Here is a 22821-nt window from a genome sequence, read left to right as displayed (position 1 = left end):
TAATGGGTAAGACTAGCCAGAGTAATTGGTAGAGCACATTGTTGGTTGTATTTATCACTGCCGCATGTAGGCATAAGTCCGTTTTACCCCCCAAAAGAAAAGTTTTCGACCCTGTTTGGTATCACATAATTCTGATTAAGTTTCAACATGCTGTAAGGCAGTTAGAAAATTTGGAAAAGGATATGCAAATGTATCAGGTAGGTTGGGATAAACAGCAAATCAAAATTAAGCCGAAAGGCTATGCCATGTTTGGTTATGGGAAATGGTCACATCGGGCTTATGAACAAAGAACGGCTTTATATGCACGTAGCGTGAGTATTGTCGATCAGCACTATAACCGACTCCTGATCTGTTGTCTGGATTTAGGTTGTATTACACATGCCATACGAAGCCAAACGGTAGAGCGATTAACACAAATCCTAGATTCACAATTTGATGAAAATAAATTGGTCTTAATGGCAACCCATACTCATTCTGGGCCTGGTGGTTGTGGTTATGAGGCTTTATATAATATGCCAACACCTGGTTTTGTACCTGAGCATTTCAATGCAATAGTAGAGGCAATTATACTTAGCATAAAAAATGCAGTTGCATCTGAAAAAGACACCGAGATTTTATTGGGGAGTCAACATTTTTCAGAGAATACAGCCGTGGCATGGAATCGTTCAATTAAAGCCTACAATCGTAATCCGGAGATTCAGCCACGTACGGAAGCTGAAACGCATTTAGCCTTGAACCGAGAAATGCAGCTGATAGGTTTCTATCGTGATCAAAAACTACAGTCCTTTATTTCCTTATTTGGGGTACATGCGACGTGTTTGGGAAATTCCTTAAAAGCATATGATGGGGATAACAAAGGTTATGCCGCTGCATGTTCAGAGCAGGCTTTAATCGAGCAAGGGGTTCAAAATCCGATTACGATTTTTGCCCAAGCAACTGCAGGGGATGTGTCACCACATTTTCATGGTAAAGACCAGCTTAAGATTCGCAATAAGATTAAAGGTGAGCAGGAATATCAATATGCTCAACAAAATGGGCGTTATCAAAGTGAACTGGCTTTGATGACCTTACAAGAGAATATCTCTAAAAATCTGAAAAAAGTTGAAGGTAAGATAGATGCTGTTTTTTCCTATGTAGACCTTAGCAATATTGAAATTCCAGATGAGTTTGCTTATGGCCAAAAGAATGCTAAGACCAGTAAACCCTGTCACGGTACAGCTTTTTTTGCAGGTACTCCTGTTGATGGTTTAGGTTTACCGAAACCATTAATTATGGGGATAAAATTTTTAGCTGATCAATTTCGTAAACAAAAAACAAAGTATCCCCAAGCAACTGACTTTAGAGAATATCAAAGGTTATATGCATCTCAAGGGCCGAAACAGATATTACTGGAAGCGGGTACCAAAAAGATTTTAGGTAAACCGATTGATTTTCCACCGAGTATTCTTGATCCAACAATTGCAGAAATGAACCGACAAGTTAAAGCAGGGGCGATTCAGAATAGTCTTTTAGTTCCAAGTATGGTTCCCTTGCAGATAATACGATTAGGTTCGTTAGCATTGGTCTGTTGTCCAGGAGAGTTTACTACCATCGCCGGGCAGCGTATAGCCGATACAGTTAAAGAAACTCTTGTTGCACAAACATCCATGGAAAGAGTTTGGTTAGCATCGTACTGCAATGATTATATGGGCTACGTTACGACCTATGAAGAATACCAAGAGCAAGCCTATGAAGGTGGACATACCTTATTTGGCCAATGGACACTGGCAGCTTGTCAAAGTAAATTTCGGGGTTTAACAGAACAATTGCTGTTAGAAAAAAATAAACGTCATTACGATCAAACGACACGTCCACAGCAAATTTCAGAAGAGGAACTCTCAAAACGAACCAATCATGGCAACTTAAAAACTGCTACCAGCCAAGGAAGAAGGTAATATACATAATCAGCAAGGAGGCATTTGGTCGAATTGGACAGGCTTCTAAAAACAAAGATCATTAAGCAGAATTACCCTCACTATAAGCTTAAGCTCACAGAACATATTGAATTGTGTTCTGTAGAGCATATGATGCAGAATTTTCAATAATCGAAACATCAGCATTGATATGTCGAATGTTTTGCCTTTTCCTATGAAAAGCAGTTAATAATGAAAAGCTTGGATGAGAATGATGAAGAGATTTTGCCACGTAAAGGAATTTTTCATTAGATTATACTTTACTGAGCTTATGTTCTGAACTGACCAAAACCTTTCCCTCGCTGAATCCTTGTTTACAGAAGCTTTTAAGCATCTTTGTAAAACCAACGGCCTATGAGGCTTAGTCGTGTAAAATATTTCCAATGCCGCGTAATAACAAGTTCAATAAAATGGAATATCAAATTCCTGTTGATCGTGGAATTGAATGCTTAGATGAAATGTTACAAGTATTAAGAGACTATAACGTTGCCACTTTTTCTGTTCAAATTTTGGTTTTTCAAAGGTGAAGATATTTGGCTTAGTTCTTTTTTATCTGCAAGATTCAATTTCGATTTCAGTGCATCAATATCATAGCCAGAAACTACGATTGATTTTTGATGTGGTTAAGCCAATCTTGCAGAAATATTGGGGCGTCCGCATTGGGGAAGCATGTATCAAATCACCGACACACAGCTTTGGACTTTATATCCAAAGTGAGATTGTTTTATGGCTTTGCATCTGAAACTTGATCCAATCTGGAAAAGTTATTTTAGGGAAAATAAGCTTAATCGATAAGACTTTTCTGTATCAAACAATTTTAGGGTTACGATTAAATAAAAAGGTATAAATATGTTGGATCCTAAATCTCGATCTAAAAAAACAGAGGATTGCGAACCCGCAACTGATTTTTGATGAAGCGGCCGTAAAATAAAATATTCAGCATGTTCAGATTCATCTTACTCACGCCAAACATTTAAAAGCACGGTTGGTGCTGAAGTCTTTAGCGAGTTTAGATTTACTCAAGCTATTATCTGAATAGATCAATACGAAACGCTTTATGGTGTTTCATCAACTGCATATTATTTCGATCTTAGAAATTTTGCCTAAGCTGATATTTTGTTGGGCAAACCAATGCCTGCCCTGGCAGTACGTCATTTTTTTGATTAGCATACAGAATGGTCAAATGCCAAAATTCAGTGGTTGATTTATAGCAAGTAACGTTTACAGCAATATTTTGACATTGCTCGGCTATATTCTCTTTGTTTGGATGTGAATATTGAGATTGATGTTGGGTTTCATCGTGGTGGGAGTAGAGTCTACACAACAACTGTTCGAAATTTTAAAACTGACTTAACAGTACCCGCAGTATTTAAAACTCTCAAGTTTGATGGGCTATGATGCACATGTCACCAATATCCCAGCCATCATTAAAAAGCCTGAGTTGGCTTATCACAGCTCACAGCAGACTTATGCTCATTATCAACAATTGATTCAAAAACAGTTCCCAACGTAGTGACATGATGAGATTTGTTTTAATGGAGGTGGTCGTTCAACCTTTAGCTTTCATACGACTGAAAGTGTCTGCAATGATTTGTCCTTTGGTTCAATGTTATTAAAAACAAGTGATTTTTTAAGGGCATTACAACCTGCGTTATAAATTGTTGCGTCTGAATTAAAAATACTACCTTTTACTTAGCTTGTATCTATGTCTTTATTAAATAAATTACCACATAAAGTAAGGCGATGTTTATTTATGGTAGCTATTGGCTGGCTGATTATGTCTACCCAGATCAAGCGCATACTCATGCATTGTATGGGCGTAGCAGTAATCAGGAATTGGTCAATGTGCCGAAGGATTTTGATATTCAGGTCGATGATTTTGTGTTTAAAAAAACCGAAACAGAGCGAAGCAATTATTGCCCAGTTTTCCAACTTAAAGCTTTATAGCAAACATGCTTTTGAGACATGGTATACTTTTAATGAGTGATCGAGCTTTGCTCATCAATATTCGATCTAAAAGCCTGCCATGTTGGATCTTTAAAATAAATCGGTCATGACAGCTTTTAGCTTCGGTCAGATTTACAATGGAATCGACCAATAGAATATTGATGTCTTTATTCACTTTTATAAGTGGCAATCACTTGTGCATAAATGGATTACTTTAGTTTTGTGGCTTTGGATAGAAAACCTAATACGGCTTTTTTATAATCGTCCGCATTTTTCAAAACATATTCAGTTTGAGTAATATCACATTGCATTAAAATGGTATTCTCATTCTGAATGTTTAAAGTGCCAATAAAAATATTCACGTTTACATTGGGATTAGTTGAATTAGCAAAAACCGTAAAAGAAAAGGTAAGTTAAATATAGAAAAGGCAAGTTTTTTTCATTGCATTATCCTAGAGGTTACAGTCTTTATCAGAATAGGCTACTAAGATTCTAATCCGTTGATTGGATGCCAGAAAATAGCCAAGTAGTTACAGAGTTTAAAGTTGATCATGCTTCTACTTGGCTTGATGAGATTTAGTAACTAAAAATGATAGCCCATTTTCAAACCATAACCGATAACATTGTTATTTTCAAAACTTCCTGGCAGTGTTGGAGTGTAGTGCTTGCTTTCTTTAGCAACCGCATCACCTAACCAGAAATATTTAACACCACCTGCAATAAAATAGTTATGGGCAGGATTAAACTGGACACCTAAGCCAATGCCCCAATAACCTTTACTTGGATTTAAAATTGGGTCGCCTGTACCTGAATCCCAACTTACTTCAGTGGATGCACGCCATTTTTTAGTAAATCGATGTCCAAGTCCGACATTTACTGTCCATTGATCTTTTTGATAACTGTCTAGATCAAAACCATCAGTATATCTTCCTTTGCTTCTCAAGCCAGTTAGATATTCGGTCACTGCACCAAATTGAGTAGGTCGAATATGAAAATCTTTCCAGTTTACCCAACGTAGATTGGTATAAAGCAATGTGTTTTTATAAACACCTGTTTGAAAATCAACATTCACTGATTGTGGTGTAGAAATTCTGGTTTTACTTGACGTAGTGACTTCTAAGGGTTGGCCAAACATGGTCTCAGTTGCCTGTGTGTCATGGTCGATTGTAGAACGATAGGTAAGGGTTGTTTTTAAGGCGATATCTGGAATTTGATAACTCAGACCTGCCAGCCAACCAACAGCATGATCGGCTTTAAATTTGGCATCATAGCCATTCAATTTATCGTAGGCATTACCTCGAAGTGAGACATCGCCTTTGATTGATTGATAAACTGTACCACCATAAAGCTGAAAATTGCTAAAAGGATTTATACCCAAAATCATGCTAATACTTTCGGTATCGACATTGGCGGATGTCCCTTGCTGAGTAAGTTTATTATCCGAAAATGTGTTATTGGACTGCATTGGATAGGTAATATCTGCACCAAAAGGCTGGTCATAGAGCAGACCAAAGCTGATTCGATCAGTTAGCTGTAGTTTGAATGCTGCACTATAATATTGCGCGCTATTAATCATATTACCTGAGTTAAGATTCTGCGGATCATTGACCAGTTCTGGGCGATTACTAATTTTGCCTGAAATGTCAGCATCAACAGCTGTGGCACTGACCTCTACATAATTGCCCTTTTCCAGAAAAGGTTGAATGGATTGTCCTGATTGTTCAAGTGCTGCTGCGTGGTTCAATGTACTTATACACATCCCATAGAGGGCCATCACCATTAGTTTGGGTTTCATATTTATCATCCTTGAAACTGTATCATTTTTAAATCTGATCTTTTTATTGACGGTCAATTTTTCTAACGATAGTAAACAAATCCTACCCACTATTTTGATTCGGAAATGAATGCCAAGTGTTTAGTTAAGCATCTTTTAAAATAATGAAATAGGGTTGCATATGATCGAGATGGGGGGATATACGGCCAGATAGGAGATTGTAGAAAATAAACGGAACTTGCACAGAGAAGTTCTATTTATTAATTAAAATAATCAGTTGCATTTTAAATGAATGCAATAATATGAGATTCTGTTAGTACGGCACACGCCAAACAATTGAGTAATAAACACTTTACGTTTGAGCGATTATGTGCACCCATAATAATCAGATTGGCTTCAACTTCATCTGTGACAAAGATAATGTCTCAACTGGCAAAGCCATGATGAATTTTGATATCCATCTGAATGCTATTACGGACAAAGGATTGAAATGTCTTGTAGTTGTGTATTGGTTTTCACAAAGTAATCGTTTTGATAAAAACTGATATAAAACAAAATTTTGATTGAAAAAATCAGAAAAGAATTAGCTTATTTCATTCAAACTTATTTAAATATCTTTCCATAGTTTTTCCTTCTTCTTTAGTGGAACAATCAAATGTGCATTTCTATCTACTAAAACTGCTAGCACAGTTTTATGTCATATTTTTCATTGGCATACATTGAAACTATATATTCGTCTTATACCATCTGATTTAAATTGTAGAAAGGTCGGATAAATTGAGAAATTTTGTAATTCATAACGTAGACATAGTTCCAATTGCAGTGTTTTTAATTCAATTATGAAAATTTCAATAAAATATGGCATAGCCTTTCGGCTTAATTTTGATTTTCTATTTATCCCAACCTACCTGATACATTTAAACATCCTTTTCAAAATTTTCTAACGGCCTTAAAGTATATTGTAATTTAATCAAAATTATGCGATACCAAACAGGGTTATAGAATTTTCTTTAAGGAGGGGGAAACAGACTTATGCCTACACGTAGCAGTGATAAATACGACCAACAACAATTTATTCCACCAACTATTCTGACTAGCCTTATCCATTATGCAGAGCGGCAGCGGTGGGATTATGCAGCATGGTTTCATGATTCAGGTTTAGACATTGAACAAATACAACAAGCTCAAAGTATTGTTCATTTTAATCAAATCTGTAATGTTTTATCTCAGGCCATTATCTCCTATCAAGTACCCGATCTCGGTTTAAAACTTGGTAGAAGCGAGGGGTTAATCGGAATGGGCATTCTGGGTTTTGCAATGCAGTCTTGTAAGATTTTTGCAGATGCTTTAGACATCGTACTGCGCTATCATCGGATTTCTGGGAGTGTACTGAATGTAAAGTATGCCATCCAAGATGATCTTTTTAAATGTGAAATAACTGAACGCTTTCCCTGTAATGAACTACAAGCCTTTTTCTATGATGAGTTTTTTAGCAGTACAATAACTTGTTTAGACGTGATGTTAGGTGATCATAATGATGTGGTCAGTCTTGAGCTCAGCTATTTTCCAAGTGAATATCAAGAACAATATTATTATACCTTTGGCTGCCCAATTCAATTCAACAGTGATAAAAATATCATTAGTTTTAAACAAAACATATTGCATCGCAGCTTAAAAAATTACAGCGCCACTAATTACGCAACTGCCATCCAGATCTGTGAACGGACTTTAAAAGAAATTGACCAGCTCAATCAAATCAGCTATCTGTATTTACTTGAACATTTGATTGAACAGCATCTACCTGAACATTTCAAGATACAGCAAGCTGCAGAGCATCTATGCATCAGCGAACGTCATTTAAGACGACAATTATTATCAGAAGGTTTGACTTTTCAAAAAATTCGGCAAAATGTCTTGGAGCACAAAGCAAAGCGATTACTTGAACAAAACCTATCCATGAGTGAGATTAGTCTAAAACTGGGTTTTAGTGAGTTACGTGAGTTCCGACGTGCCTTTAAACGCTGGACAGGACAAGCTCCTTCAGTTTATAAACAGACCAACAAACTAAATTGATGACAATAAATCTCGATATTTTATGATCAACCTGTATTTTATCGCTTCAAATTGAATTGAATCAAATTTTCACAAGTGTGCTTGGCGAAATACATACTACCAATTTGACTCATGATATAAATTGAATACTCATTGATTCTTAAACACTGGGCAATCTGTTCTGATACGGGAAAAAATAGTTTCAATAAAATTTCTCAAATTTTGTTTGAGATAAATCTTAAAATTACAGAAAATAGATTTTAGTTTATACCCATCTTGATCTTTCATCATTGTTCGAAGCATAACGATTAGTAAGTTTGGTTTGGATATTAAAATTTTGCTATCTCGCTATTTTTTAATACAGTAAATATCAAAAAACCTTAATCAAAATTGAATTTTATCTAATCACAGGTAAAAGAGAAAAGCATAAGATTAATACTTACGGTTTAAAATCTGAGTGAATTTTTTCTTAAATATTTGATAATAATTATTTAAAGTTCTATTTGCGGATTATTCTATAGATCCTATTGGATATTTAATTTAATTTTATAATTTAAATCTATTATTGTTAAAAAAAAATTTAAAAAATAAATACTTAAGTGTCTATTTTACGTTCTTTAATTTATTAAATATTGAGTGTTCCTTTTTAAGTTGTGATTATGTAAATACTTTCACACTTCTTGTGTAAAAGTTTACGAATAATACAAATTATGGGAATTTATATGAATATTTTTACTAAACTAACACTAACTGGATTACTAGGCACGGCTTATATCGCGACTGCACAAGCAGCAGTGACGGGTCAAGTTGATGTCAAGCTGAATGTTTCAACAGGTTGTACTGTTGAAGGTTCTACTGTGAATGGAAATATGAACCAATTTGGTACATTAGATTTCGGTAAAACTTCTGGTACTTGGACCAATACCCTTACAGCTCAAGTTGCTTCATCAGCGACGAGTGGCCATTTAAACGTAAAATGTGACAGTACAACGCCTGTTGACTTTACTGTTGCCATTGACGGTGGTCTACGTGCTGATCGTAGTCTTAAACATACCACTGCTGCCGACCTAGTGAATTATAACGTTTACCGTGATGCAGCACGTACCAATCCATATGTAATTAATGCTCCTCAGACTTTCACTGCTGCGACAGGTGTAGCTCAAGAAGTTCCAATTTTTGGCGCAATCGCTGCGAACAACGGCACTGCAAAAGCACAGGGTGACTACAAAGACACTTTATTGGTGACTGTTAATTTCTAATCAGTATACGTAACAGTGAACAGGTTTGTTGTTGAACAAGCCTGTTTTAAGGAGAAACGTATGCATCTGTTATTTAAACAATGCGTTGGATTAGTAGCTTGTGGATTTATTTCATCATTCACTAGTGCAGCACAGTTGGCTGCTAAGTTAAATGTTCAACTTGAATTAGAGCCATCCTGCAAGATCAACAATGAGACCGTGAATAACGGAACAAATGGCTTGAATTTTGGACAGCTGGATTTCGGAGAAACCACAGCTGCATTTAATCAGGTGATAGAGACCAGCTTAAGTCAGAGTTCTAGCTCAGGTTTGACCATTCAATGCCCTGGCAATGCCCCAATAAAAGTTACCTTTGGTGCGGGGCAACATGACAGCAAGGTACCAGCACCTTTTGGCGCAAATTATTTTCGTGCAATCAGTAATGGCACAGATTTCCTTGCCTACAACATCTTATATGGAACTGCTCGCGAAGCGTTAAGGCCCAATCAAATCATTACTTTGACCAATAATGGTCAGCCGCAAACGCTTAATCTCATGGGGCAAACTGTTAATAATGGTCGGTCAGTCTCGCTTGGACAATATACCGACACTATTCCAATTACCATTGAATTTTAAAGAACAAAATCATGAAAAAAATAGGTTTAAGTGTTCTGCTGATTTCGATTGTTCAAAGTGGGTTTGCTGTTGATCCTGTAACTTCGGCAAGTTTTAAAGTGCAGGCGACCATTGAAAATGGGTGCAAACTCAGCAATGTCGAACAGTTAATTGATTTTGGTCGTCATCCTGCTGTGATGCAGGGGCGGTTAAAAGGATCTGTGATAAATACGACACAAAGTTGGAATATTCGTTGTACTGCACGGCTACCGGTAAAGGTGATGTTGAATGGTGGTGATCACTTTTCAAATAACTTTCGGCGGATGAAACATGCCCAGCAGAATGAATTTGTACCTTATCAGCTTTATCAGGACAGTAATTTGCAAGGTGAATATGCCAGTGGCAGTACTTACCCACTGACACCAACCACTACTTTGAACACCGTATTGGGTTTTGCAGTTTATGCTGTTGCAGATTTGAATAATAACAATCAACCACGATCCGCAGGTCTTTATAAAGATACGGTCGCAATTACGATTACATGGTGATTCTATGAATTTAAGACAATTTATAAGACAGCCTTTTAAAGTACTGTCTATTGCAGCGGCATTGATGATGACCTCACCGGTATTCGCACAGGCTACATTTTTAATCTGGCCAATCTATCCAAAAATTGAAGAAAATGAAAAAGCCACTGCGGTATGGCTACAAAATACTGGTAACTCTGATGCCATGGTGCAGATTCGGGTATTTAAATGGGATCAGAATCATCAGCAAGATGCTTATGTGGAACAAACCGAGGTTATTCCAAGTCCACCCGTGGCAAAGATTAAAGCAGGTGAAAAGCATATGTTGCGTTTAACTCGCTCAGCTGCTGTACCTGATGCCAAGGAACTTGCCTATCGAATTATTGTCGATGAATTACCGATTAAGCTCAATCCAGAAACGGATAAAGAAACATCCACGGTCAGCTTTCAGATGCGTTATTCCATTCCCTTATTTAGCTATGGTAAAGGACTTGGCAGTGGTTTAACTGAAGTTTCACAAAAAGCCAATACGAAAAACCCCTTGGCAAAACCGATATTAAGTTGGTGGGTCAAGAAGAATGAACAGGGCAAACCTGAACTTTATATTAAAAATACCGGTTCAAAATTTTCACGGCTTGCTGGGATTAAATTAACCCCGACTTCAGAGCAAATGGCTTTTGGCAAAACTGCCTTTGGTTATGTGCTGGCAAACAGCACCATGAAGTTTGATCTAGACAACAAGTTACTCAACAGCCTAAGTGGTCAAACCAGTTTGTACGGAGTTGACAGTTCAGGAGTGAAACAGGAATTGGTTGAGATTAAGAAAGAAGGAGGGGGGTAAATGGGTTATTTATCAGGGTTACATACCCCTTCTTTTTTATGCAAAAGCCTGACATTGATATTGGTCGCAAATATCCCATTGCTAAGCTGCAATGTCTATGCAAATGGTTTACCCCCGCCACCACGAGATGTTTCAGAAGTGAATAGCTTATTTAAGCTCTATCTGGACTTGGTGATCAATCAATATTCGACCCGACAAGTGATCCCCTTCATTGTCAAAGGCGATCATTACTTTATTCAGCAATCAAAACTGGATGAGTTACAGATTAAGCTGCCTGCGGATGCACTTCAGCAACAGTCAGAAAAAAACCTGACGGATCTAGATGTATTTACTTTAGGCTTTTCGGGCAAGGCCTTGGATTGGGTCAGCCTCAATCAGATTCCCGAATTGAAGTATGAGTACAATTCAGCGCAACAGTATTTTAGTCTAGATCTTCCTGCCAGCTGGATGCCGGTGCAGATACGCGGTTTGGATTCTTGGTATCAACCTGAAACAGCGCAGTCGGGTATTGGTCTATTAAATAACTATGACTTTTATACCTACCGCCCAGAGAATGGTGGCTATAGCAGTACACTCTTTACAGAACAACGCTTTTTCTCCCCTTATGGTGTACTGAGAAACTCAGGAATTTACAGCAAAACTGATTTTGAGTCATCCAATCAGAACAGTGATGGTTATCGTCGCTATGATACCACTTGGCAATATGATGATCCGGTCAGTGTGATTTCATTTTTAGCAGGTGATGTAATTACTGGAAGTAAAAACGCATGGGGAAGTTCAGTGCGTTTAGGTGGATTACAGTTACAACGTAATTTTGGTACCCGTCCAGATTTGATTACCTATCCTTTACCCCAGTTTAAAGGACAAGCGGCCTTACCGAGTACTGTAGATTTGTTGATTAATGGGCAGAAGGCCAATTCAACAGATGTGCAATCTGGTCCTTTTATTTTGAATAATGTTCCGTTTGTTAATGGTAAAGGCGAGGCGGTGATTGTCACCACAGATAGTGTTGGCCGTCAGGTGGCAACCTCAGTGCCGTTTTATATTTCGAATACTTTGCTTAAACCGGGCTTATTGGATTATTCCGTGTCTATGGGGCAGATCCGAGAAGACTATGGGATTAAGAACTTTGCATATGGCAAATTTGCCAGTTCAGCAGATGCACGTTATGGGATTAATGATTGGCTCACGACTGAAGGGCGAGTTGAACTCTCCGATTCAATTCAGTTGGCTGGATTGGGTTCAGTGCTTAAGCTGAATCAGTTTGGGGTATTAAGTGGTTCGGCAACTCAAAGTCGGGCAGATCGAGAGTTTAACCGGATCAATAGTCAAAATCTTAAGGGAAATCAATATACTTTAGGCTATAGCTATAACCAGCAGCGTTTTGGATTTAGTCTCAATCATACTCAGCGCGATCAGGATTATTATGACCTTTCGCGCTTGCAATATAGCAATTTGATCTCAGCCAACAGTCATAAGAGTTTGGTTGCCAATACTTATTTTGCCACAGATAAGTCAGGTACTTTTGGGATGGCATATATCCAGACCAAGAACCGCGACATTAAAAATAAACTGATGAATCTGTCTTGGGCACCGGTATTACCGTCTTATCTGCGTGGTGCGACAGTGTCGTTAAGTGCCAATCGGGATTTTGTGGAAAAAGATTGGAGTGCAGTATTTCAGTTATCGGTTCCATTTTCCAAGAGCAGATCCACGGCCAGTCTAGGTTATAGCCAACAATCCAGTGGTGATTATGGTTATGTCAATTATAACCGTAGTGCACCGTTGGCAGGCGGTGTTGGTGTTGATTTAAGCCGACGTTTTAATGAAAACAGCGATGACTACAATCAAGCACGCGTGAGCTACCGTAACCAATATTTTAATACCGATGTCGGTATGTCGGGTAGCAATGATTACAACTATTGGTTTGGACTTTCCGGTTCAGTGGTGTTGATGTCAGGCAATGTTTTCGTTGCCAATCGACTGGGTGAATCTTTTGCTTTGATTGATACCAACAAAGTTGCAGATGTACCCGTGCATTATGAAAACAGTCTAGTGGGGCGGAGTAACGCCAAGGGCTATGTTTTTGTACCGTCAGTGACGCCTTATTACGCAGCTAAATACAGCATCAACCCGATCGATTTACCTTCTAACTTTAATGCAACCCAAGTTGAAAATCGGATCGCAGCAAAACGAGGTTCAGGTGTGGTGATTGGCTTCCCAATCAAACAGTCTTATGCGGCAAATGTGTCCTTAGTACAAAGCAATGGGCAGGCGGTTCCAGTAGGTGCTGTGGTACATCGTGCGGATCAAGAATCGAGTTATGTGGGGATGGACGGGATTGCTTATCTTGAAGATCTGGGTGCAGAGAATAGCATTCGAGTGCAACTACCAGATCAGAGCGTATGTGAAGCAAACTTTTCGTTGGATTTAAAACAAGCGCAACAACAGATTGCAGTGATTAAGTCGGTTGTTTGTCGTGAGGTGGCTAAACCATGATTACTTTAAAAAAAATAATACCCGCAGGTCTATTATTCTCTGGGTTGATATTAATTGCTGCTCAGAGCTATGCGGATTGTAACGTTAACTCAAGTGGCAATGTGTCTATTGGTAAAGTGCCTTCAATTACTCTGGCAGAAAGTGGAGTTCAATCTTCGCAATTCAGTGCAGGTTTATCCTGTAGTGGATTTGGTTTGGTTTTTTCAAGTATCTATTATATTAAATATCGGGTCGATCAGATGCCAATAAACTATATCAATAGTGTCACTGGTGAACGCCTTACGGTGAATTATTTGGATACCAAAAACGAAGCAATTACTCTTGGTCAGGAAGTTGATATGAGTACGTATTCACTTATCAATATCTTTAAGGAGTCTGGTGGATCATTACAATTTAACGCAAGAGTTAATCCAGGACAAGCTGTATCGCCTGGGATCTACCGAGCTGAAACATCATTTAAAGTCAAATGGTATTACTCTATAGCTTATTTTGGAGCAGGTGCGTTGGCTCTCCACGATGAAAGTCCTGGTTTCAATAGAGGAACTTGGCCTATCATACCTTTTAGCTGGGGAAGTGGTAGTGATGCAACATTCGACTTAAGTATTGAAGTTTTACCCGATTGCCGGATTGCGACCAATGATGTGAATTTTGGAACAGCAGCCTTTGCAGATGCCTTTACACCAGTGAAAACTTCTATGGGAATACGTTGTTCAGTCAAGACACCTTATAAAGTGAGTCTGAATGATGGTCTCTATCCACAAAATGGCAATCAGCGGGCGATGAAATCTGAAACGGGTAATAACTATATGAGTTATGAAATTTATAAAAACTCGACCACAGAACGTTGGGGAAAAAATAACGAGCAGTGGTTGAGCGATGTTGCGACTACAAATCCTAGTATTTATAATGCCAATACGCAGCAAGGTTATGCTTTCACAACAAAAATTCTGGATACGAATTCACAGAGTCTGCCTGCTGGTAAATATAGTGATACCGTAACAGTTCAAGTGGAATTCTAATTATGTTTTGATAAATCCCCTTAAATTTAATTGGAATTAATTTTTATAAAATGTATATAAATAATTAATTCCAAAGGTTTAATAAAAAATCTATAGTGTCATTATGTACTAATTGAGGATTTTATGAGTGAAAATATTAGAAAATGTAGAATGGTAATTGCTAAGAAAAAATGCAATCCTAATAAGCAGTTTGTTGTTCAATTATGTTATGATGAAAATAGTATTTCAAAAAAAATAAGTAAGATTCAAATTAAATCATTAAGTGGTTTAGGTGTTTTTGAAGTTAAGGGGGTTTGTTATAAAGAAGTTTTTTTTTATTGTAATTCTGAATTTTATTTTATTGAACTAGGTTTTAAATAGTTTTTTAGTTTGAGTAACTATTTTTAATATTTTTCTATTTCAGTACTTTCTAAATTTGAAATAATTCTTTTAATAACGGTTCTTGATACGGAAAACTGTTTTGCTAAAGAGTAAATACTTTGTCCTTTTTTGAATTTTTGTATTATTTCTTTTTTTTGATTGTTGTTTAAAATTTCTGGTCTACCTAATTTATTTTTTATAATTTTATTTTTACTTGTTATTTTTTTTCTTTCAAATTTTGATGCAATTCTTAAAAAATGTAGAAAAATAATTTTAATATTACTACATATTTCTTTCTTTGAGAATTCTAAGCAAATTAAGCGAATATTTTTTTTAAAAATATAATTTATAGTGCTATCTATTTCAATAAAATTAGTTCCCATGGAATCTAAGCTGTTGATTACTAGTAAATCATTCTCTTTTAATGTGTGTTTAATTAGCTTTTTAAATTTAATTCTTTTTTCAACAGAAATATCTTCGAATACGATTCTTTCTTTAAGTATTGTGAATCCATTTAACTCAATAAAATTAAAATTTGTATTTTTTAAAAAAGAAGATTCTTCATTTTTCAGATACGCGTAGGTATACATTTTTTCTCCATAAGTGCTTCTTGAGATAAGATAAATTTAGAATATGTTATAAAAAATAAATCATATTACTAATTAATAGATAGATATATTTTAGATATATCTATTTTTTCAATTGTTATTTAAGTACACTTTTTGAAGTACTTAAAAAATAAAAGAGTTTATGACTGTTAAAATTAGTATTATTTAAACATATTTATTTTATTTACTGGAGGGGGGAAATTAAAAAAAAGGGGGGGATTTCATTGAAAATTCACTTTTTCTAGATAATTCACATAATTCTTTAGGGATTGTACTAGATTAGTAATGTGCTAATCTATGAAAATAAAGCTAACCTATTGTAAATTAAATAAGAAAACTTAATTAGAATTTCTAAAGTTTTTCGTGTTGGGTGTAGCTGCAAGAGTAGCAGCTGATTTATTAGAAATTCATCATAATTCGGCTGCTCTTTTCTTTACTAAAGTTCGTAAAATTATTGCTTATTATTTAGAGATAGGAGCTTTCGAAATATTTTATGGCGTAATTGAATTAAATGAAAGGAATCTTGGAGGCACTCGTAAAGGTAAGCGTGGTCGTAGTTCTGCGGGTAAAATGATAGTTTTGGATTATTAAAGGGTAATAGAAAGGTCTATACTATTATTGTTTCAGACACTAAATTTAGTACCTAAATGATTGTAATTGCAAAGAAAATTGCACAGATAACATTGTCTATACTGATCAATAGCGTAGTTGCAACAATGCTCTAGATGTTGCTGGGTTCTGCTATAATAGAATTAATCATTCTACACACTTTGCAAATGGGAAAAATCATATTAATGGAATTGAAAATTTTGGAATCAAGTAAAAAAATACTGCGAAAATATAATGGTATTCCGAACGAATTATTTCTCTTGTTTTTTGAAAGAATGCGAGTTTAGATTTAACTATGTAAGCCCAAAACAACAATTGAAAGTTTTGAGATTTTAGGCTGGAATTTAAACCTTATCTAGTATAGCCCTAAATTTTTTTGCAGAAAAAGGTAGTAACAAAAGTAAAAATAAAAGTAATGTGCTAATAAATGTATTATTCAGGTTTTTAGGAACAAGAATGTACCTAAAAACCAATCCATAAATACAAAGAGTACAAACTAATAAGAGTAAAGATTTTATTAACTTTGGAAAAATTATATTAAGATTTTTCTTTTCTTTATCTAATTTGTTAATGAAAAACCCCCATCCAATGCCGCATACAACACAGACTACGAAAAATATAGGCAAAGAACCAAATGCAGGAGATTTATATTCAATCCATCTAAGAACAGACATAAATGTTGCCATAGATAAGCCCCAGCCAAGACCGCCATATAAAAAAATCCATTTAAAATTATTAGACATCATTTCTACCTGTTTTTGAATATTTTTTAAAATTTTCATAAGTCTTAATTACTCCTAAGAGTCGTATATTAATATACGCTTAATTTAATATTGCTAAATATAAGTTATTTTCTGTGATAATTATCAATAAGTGAGAAATTTACTGCTCACTATATATAAAATAAATATCAATTTAATAAAGGTACTGATTGAATTTAAAATAGTTGTTATGTTATAACATTTCAAAATATCAATGACAAGAATTTCCCATGAGTAAGAATAAAATAATCTCAATTGCAATTAGTTTGAGTCTGATTAGTCAGTCTATTGTTGCAAATATTGCGTCTTTACCTACGATTACAGTGACTGCCACACAACCATCAAGTAGCTTTCCAGGACAGTTTCAGCCGTCCTATGGTGGTGAAAGAGGAATACCTCCTGGTGTGATTTACTCAACATACTCAACACCTACTTCACTTGGTAAGGTGAGCTCAATTCATGCTGAGCTTAAAGATGCTGAAGATATAGAATGTAAAACAACATCTAATCCTATTGAAATTGCTCATGGTGCAAAAATGCAGAAGGAAGTGGACTTTACTACTCCCGGAGAAATGCCATTGGAATTTATTCGTTATTATAATTCTGCTTCTGGGCCTAATGGGCCAGCAAATTTCTCGAATAAAAGATTGATTCAGACAAAATGGCAGCATAATTTCGACTATATGCTGGTCAGAGATGATAAAAAAAACTATGTAAGGCTGTTGCCTGATGGAACGAAGGAACGTGTAGATGATGCGAAGTGGGTTTTATATGGTTCAGGTATCTATACAGTTTTACTCCCTGATGGTGGTGCAGAGGCATACGATATTGCTGGAAAGCTTTTGAGAAAGTTAAATGCACATCGTGTTGGATGGACAATTACCTATGATGAATATGATTTTGAGCAGATACGTAAAGTAACGCATACAAATGGAAAATCTATAGAAATCCAGTCTAGAGATCCAGTATTTCAGTCAAATATCACACGAGTTACTGATCCAGCAGGAAATCACTACCACTATAATTATGAAAACACTTCAGGAGCTTCCAACCTTATGGGAGTTACCTATCCTGATGGTTCCACACGTAGTTATGATTATGGAGGCCATAGATGGACCTACTTAACTGCAATTTTAGTCAATGGAAAACGGCTTACGAGTTATCTTTATGATGCGCAGAATAGAGCTATTCAAAGTGGTCGTAGTGATGGTACGCAAACTGACAAAGTCAGTTATGGAGAGAATTACTCTATTGTTACTAATGCAGCCGGTGCAGTGAGTAAATATACCTATACAGGAACGGACAAGACTAAGCTGAGCAGTATTGAACGAAGTGGCGTTAGTAACTGTCCAAATGCGAGTGCTCTGACAACATATGATAATAAAGGGTTGATTAATTCTCGTATAGACTGGAATGGTGTGAAAACAGAATATCTACGCGATAGTTCAGGACGAGTCACTCAGGAAATCCGTGGTATTCGGAATGGCGATTATAGTACTGCTTTGATAATTAAATATGCTTGGTCTTATGACACAGAGCTTCCATCCAAAGTAGAATATTTTTCTGGTGTAGGCTCTACAATTAAACCTTGGAAAACCGAGAGTTATACATATGATGACAAGAATAACCGTCTGAGAAGCTTTACTGTCTGTGATGCGAACAATTGTCGTAAACAAGAATATAATTATAGTCTGCATAACAATGGAACTCCGAAAACTATTACAATTAGTAGTAATAGGCAGGTTTTTACTTATAACTATGATTCTTTAGGCAATTTGACACAGTTAAAAAATCCACTAGGACAAACTACAACATATAGTGATTATGATGGACTTGGTAATCCTGGAACAATAATCCAGCCGAATGGTCAGACCACACGATATAGTTATGACAGCCGTAGTAGGGTAATTAATGAAATAAAAGAAATCGCACCTATTATATTTACTTCGACAAGTTATAAGTATGGGCCCTTTGGAATTACCGAGGTCAGTTCATCGAATGGTTTGAAAGAAATAACTAGCTATAATGATAATGGAACGATTGCCAGTATTTCTCATAGTAATAATGATCAAGCAGTAAGTCAGCAAACTTACAGTTATTCCAATTTGGGCGTATTACAAAAAGTAGAATATAGGGAAGGTGGGAATATTCGTTATTCATGGATGAATGAACATAATCAATTGGGTTGGATAACAGCTAATCGTGGCAATAATGGTCAGAACATTCGTCAAGAATATGATGCAAAAGGCAATGTTATAAAACAAATAGACTCACTAAATCACATCAAAACTTACAGTTATGATGCATTGGGACGACCTCTTCAGGAAACTCATTCAAATGGCTCAAATATTGTGTATGGTTGGGATGTTTTCGGAAATCTAACTTCTGTTACCGATGCTTCAGGGAATAAAACAACATATACATATAATGGTTTTGGACAGGTGCTTACTGAAAACAGTCCGTCAAGGGGATTATCCAGCTATACCTATGACAATGTTGGTAATCTTGCAACGGTAACATACGCAGATAACAAAGTTACCCGTTATAGTTATGATGCCTTGAATCGAAGGATTAAAGCAGTAGGTAGTAACCAGACGTTGGCATGGAATTATGATAACTGTACTAATGGTATTGGTCAGTTGTGTGCTGTATCAGATGGCACATCTGGTACAGGATATGGTTATACGAAAGATGGAAAAATATCAGTTCAAATTACAAAAATCGAAGGAATAAGCTATCCGACACATTTGAGTTATGACAATAGCGGTCGACTGATTGGTGAAAGCCAAGGCAATAATGATGATTATAAAACGATCTATGAATATGACGGATTAAATCGTGTAAATGCTGTTAAATTCAAAATAGGATCAAATATACAAACCATTATTAGAAATATTAGTTATGAGCCCTATGGAGGGGTTAAAAACTGGACATATGGAAATGGGCTTGTACGCCAATCTAGCTATGATACGGATTATCGTTTAACAGGAATCACAACTTCGGGAATTCAAAATTTAACACATAACTATAACGCAAATAATTGGATTACGCTGATTAGTAATAGCGTTGAGACGAGTAAAACATCTTCATTTGAATATGATGCATTAGGGCAGCTGATACGTGCTGCCTCACCGCAGTACACTGAGAGTTGGGGAGTGAATACCAATTCAAATCGGACTAATAGGACTGGCAATACAAACGCTATATCTGCATATAAGATTGGAGCTGGAAATAGATTACTCAATATCACAGGTGCAGAGGCTAAAAACTTCTATTATGACGCAGTGGGAAATCAAATCCAAAAATCAGGTTATGGTGGCACACAAGACTACACTTATGATGCATTTAACCGGTTGAAGTCAGTGAAGCTAGGTGGTGTAACCACTACATATGATTATGGAGCATTTAATCTTCGTAGTCGGAAAGTCAGTAGCAATGGCAATATTAACTATGTTTATGCACCAGATGGCCGATTATTAGCAGAAAGCCCAATGGGTGCAATTCAGAATGGTGGATTAGGAACTATCTACATTTGGTTGGGTGGGCAGCCAGTGGGATTAATTCGTAATAATCAAGTGTATTACATCCACAATGATCATTTACAACGCCCAGAAGTTATAACCGATACGAATAAAGCGGTAGTATGGAAGGCGAATACCAGTAGTTACGATAGTGCTGTAATTCAAAGTAGTATTGGGCCTTTTAACTTGGGGTTTCCTGGGCAGTATTACGATTCAGAAAGTGGTTTGTGGTATAACTGGAATCGCTATTATGACCCAACAACAGGAAGATATACTCAAAGTGATCCAATTGGACTAGCTGGTGGTTTAAATACTTATGCTTATGTCGAGAGTAATCCAATTAGTTATGTTGATCCAACAGGATTGAAAACAGCTGTAGTGGTAGGGCATGCGACAGGTGGTAATCCCTTCGGACATGTCGCTATTGGATTCACTGGACAGGGTATATTTAGTTCAGGTACTCGGACATCTTATGGAAGCAGTTTTACTAACTATCTTTCTAATCAAGCAGGGTATCGAGCTTCCACTGTCTATATTTTAAATACTTCCCCTGAGCAGGAAGCAAAAATGATTCGTGAATTGCAAAAATATGACCCAAATAGTCTTCCAGATCCATTTAAAAATCCTTGGAGTGCTTTTAATGATACATGTGCAACACGTACTCAAAAAGCTTTGCATCAAGGCGGGATCAACTCGATTTCAGTACCAGTCGTCAGTCCATATCCTGGAAATACGGAGATCATTATGCAACGCAATGGGGCTAATGCTATTAGAATCCCTCAAGGTGGATCGATTCCGAGTAGCTTATTGGAGTTTAACCCATGAAATTGATAAAAATATTAATAATTACAGTCTGCCTTATAGGAGGGAATGGTTGTAATTATAAGGCATTTAAAAATGAGATGGCTGTGAAGCATCAATATTCAGTTATGCAAGCAATTGAATCAAGATATAAGAATATTCAAAATACTAGCCAATCTTATGTTTTATTAAAAAATGCTTTGGATAGTGATACAAATTTACTTTTGTTACCAATTTCAGATCAAGATCGAGGGTATGTTGTATTTATTCTAAATCCTTATTTTGGAGAAGATAAGGTTGTAATTAAATATATTCCAGAAGATAAAAAGTTTTTATTGAAAAAAGAAACTCTAAATTTAATTCAAAAACAGATTGAAATTGAAGAAAATATAGAAAAATTCTTAACTGAAAACTCTTCATAGCTCGTGTATTATACTATTATCTTTAATATTAATTTTTAGATTAAAAATTAATATTTTTTACGGTAAAATTCGACTTTATTTTTTATAATTTGTTGGATAGTGGTGAAAATATACTTTTTTATCAATTTTAGATCTAAATAGTAATCTAAAAAATCTTTTGATAAATTTGGAAATAAATGACCATTTAATAGTATTCCTAATTTTCTAGTTCTGGGGAGTGGAGGGAGTTTAATAATGGAAAATAATAAATGGTCTAAAGCATTATTAGTCTTATTCGTGATTCTAAGCCTTACAGCTTGCAATAAAAGGCAACACCAGCAAGATCAATTTACATTGGAATCTGGAATAAAAATTGTTTCTGAAGAAAATAAATGCAATACGTATGAAAAAATTAAACCAGAAATTTTAATGTTAAATAAGGAAAAAGCTTATTTAGTATCATTAACAGATGTTTTTTCATGTTCTGATCATGAAAGTGCTTACTTGACATTAAATACTTTTAAAAAATCATCTTTGATTTTTTATGGTAAAAATAGGGATGGATGCGAATGTGTTAAATCTTTAAAAGTAAAAATTGATTCTAAGAGAATTGATCCAGGAGATGTACTCTACATCCTAAGTAATCGTGAAGTAATTGATCATGTAATTGTTCCCTGAAATTTTTAAGAACAACAATATATGTGCATGGTCTTTGAATTATTTATGTGTGATTCATAGGTGTTACTTTAATCTAGCGATCTCTAAATTCATTTTTCTATTGAAATTTTGAATACATTAATTGATGTTTTATCTAGTTGGTATTGGTTTAGGTCCAATTAGAGCTAGTACGGTTATTACAGCTGCGACCGGTAATGGATTTAAACAAAAACGGGTGGGGTATTTCGCCGTGAATAAGCTAAGCTTTAATATTGATCCGACGGTTTCTGGAAATAGTACATGGAAATTTGGAGTTGCTATAGGTGGTTCCTATGGTGCTGATTTCGAAGGAATAATAGTAAATAACATGAAAAAAATTATAGCAATAATATTTTTTATAATCTTATTATCGAGTGTAACAATTTTTGTCCAGAATAACATTCATGGGCAAAAAATGAACAATATATTGAAACTGTTTTTCAAAAAGATAATCAGTTACAACGTAAATTTGGTTATATTCAGAAATACAAAATTTGGAAAGTAGGTAGATATTTTGGTGCTCCGGAAGGTCCAGATTATGATTTCTATACGATTCATTTAACAGGTGATAAATACTCAGGGGTAATAATTTTGGATTTA

16 protein-coding genes and 5 pseudogenes are annotated in these 22821 nt (G+C 35.7%); 16 read left to right on the top strand and 5 right to left on the bottom strand.

Going from position 1 to position 22821, the window contains the following annotated elements:
- The first annotated feature begins 188 nt into the window (after positions 1–188).
- The 3 genes and pseudogenes from ACQ7EO_RS16050 (at position 189) to ACQ7EO_RS16040 (ending at position 3939) form a co-directional block, all read left to right on the top strand.
- Entirely contained in the window at positions 189–1934 is a 1746-nt protein-coding gene (locus tag ACQ7EO_RS16050; protein WP_434279628.1) for a neutral/alkaline non-lysosomal ceramidase N-terminal domain-containing protein, read from the top strand.
- Between the two features lie 51 nt (positions 1935–1985).
- Positions 1986–2666: pseudogene (locus tag ACQ7EO_RS16045) on the top strand (D-arabinono-1,4-lactone oxidase); the annotation flags it as partial.
- Between the two features lie 133 nt (positions 2667–2799).
- Positions 2800–3939, top strand: a pseudogene (locus tag ACQ7EO_RS16040) (alanine racemase).
- Between the two features lie 66 nt (positions 3940–4005).
- Here ACQ7EO_RS16040 and ACQ7EO_RS16035 read toward each other — a convergent pair.
- Both ACQ7EO_RS16035 and ACQ7EO_RS16030 read right to left on the bottom strand, forming a co-directional pair.
- Positions 4006–4306: pseudogene (locus tag ACQ7EO_RS16035) on the bottom strand (hypothetical protein); the annotation flags it as partial.
- 176 nt (positions 4307–4482) lie between these two features.
- Positions 4483–5694: a transporter gene (locus ACQ7EO_RS16030; protein WP_434278014.1), complete on the bottom strand. Its 1212-nt coding sequence runs from the start codon at positions 5692–5694 to the stop codon at positions 4483–4485.
- Between the two features lie 1011 nt (positions 5695–6705).
- Between ACQ7EO_RS16030 and ACQ7EO_RS16025 the strand changes: the two genes are divergently transcribed.
- Complete coding sequence (locus ACQ7EO_RS16025; RefSeq protein ID WP_434278013.1) at positions 6706–7746, top strand: AraC family transcriptional regulator ligand-binding domain-containing protein; 1041 nt, start codon at positions 6706–6708, stop codon at positions 7744–7746.
- Between the two features lie 147 nt (positions 7747–7893).
- Here the strand turns inward: ACQ7EO_RS16025 and ACQ7EO_RS16020 are convergent.
- A pseudogene (locus ACQ7EO_RS16020) lies at positions 7894–8028 on the bottom strand (IS5/IS1182 family transposase); the annotation flags it as partial.
- Between the two features lie 419 nt (positions 8029–8447).
- Between ACQ7EO_RS16020 and ACQ7EO_RS16015 the strand changes: the two are divergent.
- The 7 genes from ACQ7EO_RS16015 to ACQ7EO_RS15985 all read left to right on the top strand — a co-directional run bounded on the left by ACQ7EO_RS16015 (position 8448) and on the right by ACQ7EO_RS15985 (position 14824).
- Positions 8448–8984 carry a Csu type fimbrial protein gene (locus ACQ7EO_RS16015; RefSeq protein ID WP_434278011.1) on the top strand — a complete coding sequence of 179 codons (537 nt, stop codon included), beginning with the start codon at positions 8448–8450 and terminating at the stop codon, positions 8982–8984.
- Between the two features lie 60 nt (positions 8985–9044).
- A complete protein-coding gene (locus ACQ7EO_RS16010; protein ID WP_434278010.1) occupies positions 9045–9599 on the top strand; it encodes a spore coat protein U domain-containing protein in 555 nt (184 codons plus the stop codon).
- 11 nt (positions 9600–9610) lie between these two features.
- Positions 9611–10126 carry a Csu type fimbrial protein gene (locus ACQ7EO_RS16005; RefSeq protein ID WP_434278009.1) on the top strand — a complete coding sequence of 172 codons (516 nt, stop codon included), beginning with the start codon at positions 9611–9613 and terminating at the stop codon, positions 10124–10126.
- A 4-nt stretch (positions 10127–10130) separates the two neighbouring features.
- The gene (locus ACQ7EO_RS16000; RefSeq protein ID WP_434278008.1) at positions 10131–10946 is read left to right on the top strand and encodes a fimbrial biogenesis chaperone; all 816 of its coding nucleotides are present in this window, start codon (positions 10131–10133) and stop codon (positions 10944–10946) included.
- On the top strand, positions 10947–13445 hold the full coding sequence (locus ACQ7EO_RS15995) for a fimbria/pilus outer membrane usher protein (protein WP_434278007.1): 2499 nt from the start codon (positions 10947–10949) through the stop codon (positions 13443–13445).
- Positions 13442–14464, top strand: a complete 1023-nt coding sequence (locus ACQ7EO_RS15990) for a Csu type fimbrial protein (protein WP_434278005.1) — start codon at positions 13442–13444, stop codon at positions 14462–14464. Before ACQ7EO_RS15995 ends, ACQ7EO_RS15990 begins: the two co-directional genes overlap by 4 nt.
- 123 nt (positions 14465–14587) lie before the next feature.
- Complete coding sequence (locus tag ACQ7EO_RS15985) at positions 14588–14824, top strand: hypothetical protein (protein WP_434278003.1); 237 nt, start codon at positions 14588–14590, stop codon at positions 14822–14824.
- A gap of 23 nt (positions 14825–14847) precedes the next feature.
- On the opposite strand, the gene ACQ7EO_RS15980 is transcribed toward ACQ7EO_RS15985, so the two are convergent.
- Positions 14848–15414, bottom strand: coding sequence for a helix-turn-helix domain-containing protein (locus tag ACQ7EO_RS15980; RefSeq protein ID WP_434278002.1), 567 nt, complete (start codon positions 15412–15414; stop codon positions 14848–14850).
- 381 nt (positions 15415–15795) lie between these two features.
- Between ACQ7EO_RS15980 and ACQ7EO_RS15975 the strand changes: the two are divergent.
- Positions 15796–16377, top strand: a pseudogene (locus ACQ7EO_RS15975) (IS1595 family transposase).
- An 8-nt stretch (positions 16378–16385) separates the two neighbouring features.
- Here ACQ7EO_RS15975 and ACQ7EO_RS15970 read toward each other — a convergent pair.
- Positions 16386–16823, bottom strand: coding sequence for a hypothetical protein (locus ACQ7EO_RS15970; protein ID WP_434278001.1), 438 nt, complete (start codon positions 16821–16823; stop codon positions 16386–16388).
- A 209-nt stretch (positions 16824–17032) separates the two neighbouring features.
- Here ACQ7EO_RS15970 and ACQ7EO_RS15965 point away from each other — a divergent pair, with 209 nt between their 5' ends.
- The 4 genes from ACQ7EO_RS15965 to ACQ7EO_RS15950 all read left to right on the top strand — a co-directional run bounded on the left by ACQ7EO_RS15965 (position 17033) and on the right by ACQ7EO_RS15950 (position 22726).
- Complete coding sequence (locus ACQ7EO_RS15965) at positions 17033–21148, top strand: RHS repeat-associated core domain-containing protein (RefSeq protein WP_434278000.1); 4116 nt, start codon at positions 17033–17035, stop codon at positions 21146–21148.
- Positions 21145–21546, top strand: a complete 402-nt coding sequence (locus ACQ7EO_RS15960; RefSeq protein ID WP_434277999.1) for a hypothetical protein — start codon at positions 21145–21147, stop codon at positions 21544–21546. The genes ACQ7EO_RS15965 and ACQ7EO_RS15960 overlap by 4 nt, the downstream gene beginning before the upstream one ends.
- A 234-nt stretch (positions 21547–21780) precedes the next feature.
- Positions 21781–22203, top strand: coding sequence for a hypothetical protein (locus tag ACQ7EO_RS15955; RefSeq protein WP_434277997.1), 423 nt, complete (start codon positions 21781–21783; stop codon positions 22201–22203).
- Between the two features lie 124 nt (positions 22204–22327).
- On the top strand, positions 22328–22726 hold the full coding sequence (locus ACQ7EO_RS15950) for a hypothetical protein (RefSeq protein ID WP_434277995.1): 399 nt from the start codon (positions 22328–22330) through the stop codon (positions 22724–22726).
- Positions 22727–22821: the final 95 nt, after the last annotated feature.

Origin of the sequence: Acinetobacter sp. CE-15 (genome assembly GCF_051059255.1) — a bacterium.
Classification (GTDB): domain Bacteria; phylum Pseudomonadota; class Gammaproteobacteria; order Pseudomonadales; family Moraxellaceae; genus Acinetobacter; species Acinetobacter guillouiae.
This window is presented reverse-complemented; position numbering and strand designations above follow the sequence as displayed.

What these genes read in the sequence shown, in the direction of transcription:
- ACQ7EO_RS16030 (WP_434278014.1), bottom strand. Translation starts at nt 5,694, where the DNA reads ATGAAACCCAAACTAATGGTGATGGCCCTCTATGGGATGTGTATAAGT.
- ACQ7EO_RS16050 (WP_434279628.1), top strand. Translation starts at nt 189, where the DNA reads ATGTATCAGGTAGGTTGGGATAAACAGCAAATCAAAATTAAGCCGAAA.
- ACQ7EO_RS16000 (WP_434278008.1), top strand. Translation starts at nt 10,131, where the DNA reads ATGAATTTAAGACAATTTATAAGACAGCCTTTTAAAGTACTGTCTATT.
- ACQ7EO_RS16005 (WP_434278009.1), top strand. Translation starts at nt 9,611, where the DNA reads ATGAAAAAAATAGGTTTAAGTGTTCTGCTGATTTCGATTGTTCAAAGT.
- ACQ7EO_RS15960 (WP_434277999.1), top strand. Translation starts at nt 21,145, where the DNA reads ATGAAATTGATAAAAATATTAATAATTACAGTCTGCCTTATAGGAGGG.
- ACQ7EO_RS15950 (WP_434277995.1), top strand. Translation starts at nt 22,328, where the DNA reads ATGTTTTATCTAGTTGGTATTGGTTTAGGTCCAATTAGAGCTAGTACG.
- ACQ7EO_RS16025 (WP_434278013.1), top strand. Translation starts at nt 6,706, where the DNA reads ATGCCTACACGTAGCAGTGATAAATACGACCAACAACAATTTATTCCA.
- ACQ7EO_RS15985 (WP_434278003.1), top strand. Translation starts at nt 14,588, where the DNA reads ATGAGTGAAAATATTAGAAAATGTAGAATGGTAATTGCTAAGAAAAAA.
- ACQ7EO_RS16015 (WP_434278011.1), top strand. Translation starts at nt 8,448, where the DNA reads ATGAATATTTTTACTAAACTAACACTAACTGGATTACTAGGCACGGCT.
- ACQ7EO_RS15965 (WP_434278000.1), top strand. Translation starts at nt 17,033, where the DNA reads ATGAGTAAGAATAAAATAATCTCAATTGCAATTAGTTTGAGTCTGATT.
- ACQ7EO_RS15970 (WP_434278001.1), bottom strand. Translation starts at nt 16,823, where the DNA reads ATGAAAATTTTAAAAAATATTCAAAAACAGGTAGAAATGATGTCTAAT.
- ACQ7EO_RS15980 (WP_434278002.1), bottom strand. Translation starts at nt 15,414, where the DNA reads ATGTATACCTACGCGTATCTGAAAAATGAAGAATCTTCTTTTTTAAAA.
- ACQ7EO_RS16010 (WP_434278010.1), top strand. Translation starts at nt 9,045, where the DNA reads ATGCATCTGTTATTTAAACAATGCGTTGGATTAGTAGCTTGTGGATTT.
- ACQ7EO_RS15995 (WP_434278007.1), top strand. Translation starts at nt 10,947, where the DNA reads ATGGGTTATTTATCAGGGTTACATACCCCTTCTTTTTTATGCAAAAGC.
- ACQ7EO_RS15990 (WP_434278005.1), top strand. Translation starts at nt 13,442, where the DNA reads ATGATTACTTTAAAAAAAATAATACCCGCAGGTCTATTATTCTCTGGG.
- ACQ7EO_RS15955 (WP_434277997.1), top strand. Translation starts at nt 21,781, where the DNA reads ATGGAAAATAATAAATGGTCTAAAGCATTATTAGTCTTATTCGTGATT.